A 267-nucleotide genomic window follows, 5' to 3' on the forward strand; every position below is an offset into this window, starting at 1 on the left:
TTTTAAAGCAGTGTGATTACACCGCCAGCCCCAACACGCTGCCAAGGTAGGCCGAGCACCAACGCTTGAAGTTGCTCGGTATCCAGCTCTATCTCGCAGCCTTGTCGAATGCCGGGCCAGTGAAACTTTCCTTGGTTCAATCGGCGAGCAGCCAGCCAGACTCCAAACCCGTCATGCACCAGCACTTTCATACGAGTGGCGCGGCGGTTGGCAAACAGATAAGCGCAGTGCGGCTTCGCCGCACCGAACACCGCGATCACCCTGGCC

The 267-nt window shown here is 58.4% G+C and carries 1 protein-coding gene; it reads right to left on the reverse strand.

Annotation, left to right across the window (positions count from 1 at the left end; genetic code table 11):
* Positions 1-2: 2 nt before the first annotated feature.
* On the reverse strand, positions 3-267 hold a 265-nt coding region (tnpB, locus tag QN399_RS26375), incomplete at its 5' end, for an IS66 family insertion sequence element accessory protein TnpB (RefSeq protein WP_330201950.1).

Origin of the sequence: Pseudomonas sp. 10C3 (assembly GCF_036346185.1) — a bacterium.
In the GTDB taxonomy this organism is placed as follows: domain Bacteria; phylum Pseudomonadota; class Gammaproteobacteria; order Pseudomonadales; family Pseudomonadaceae; genus Aquipseudomonas.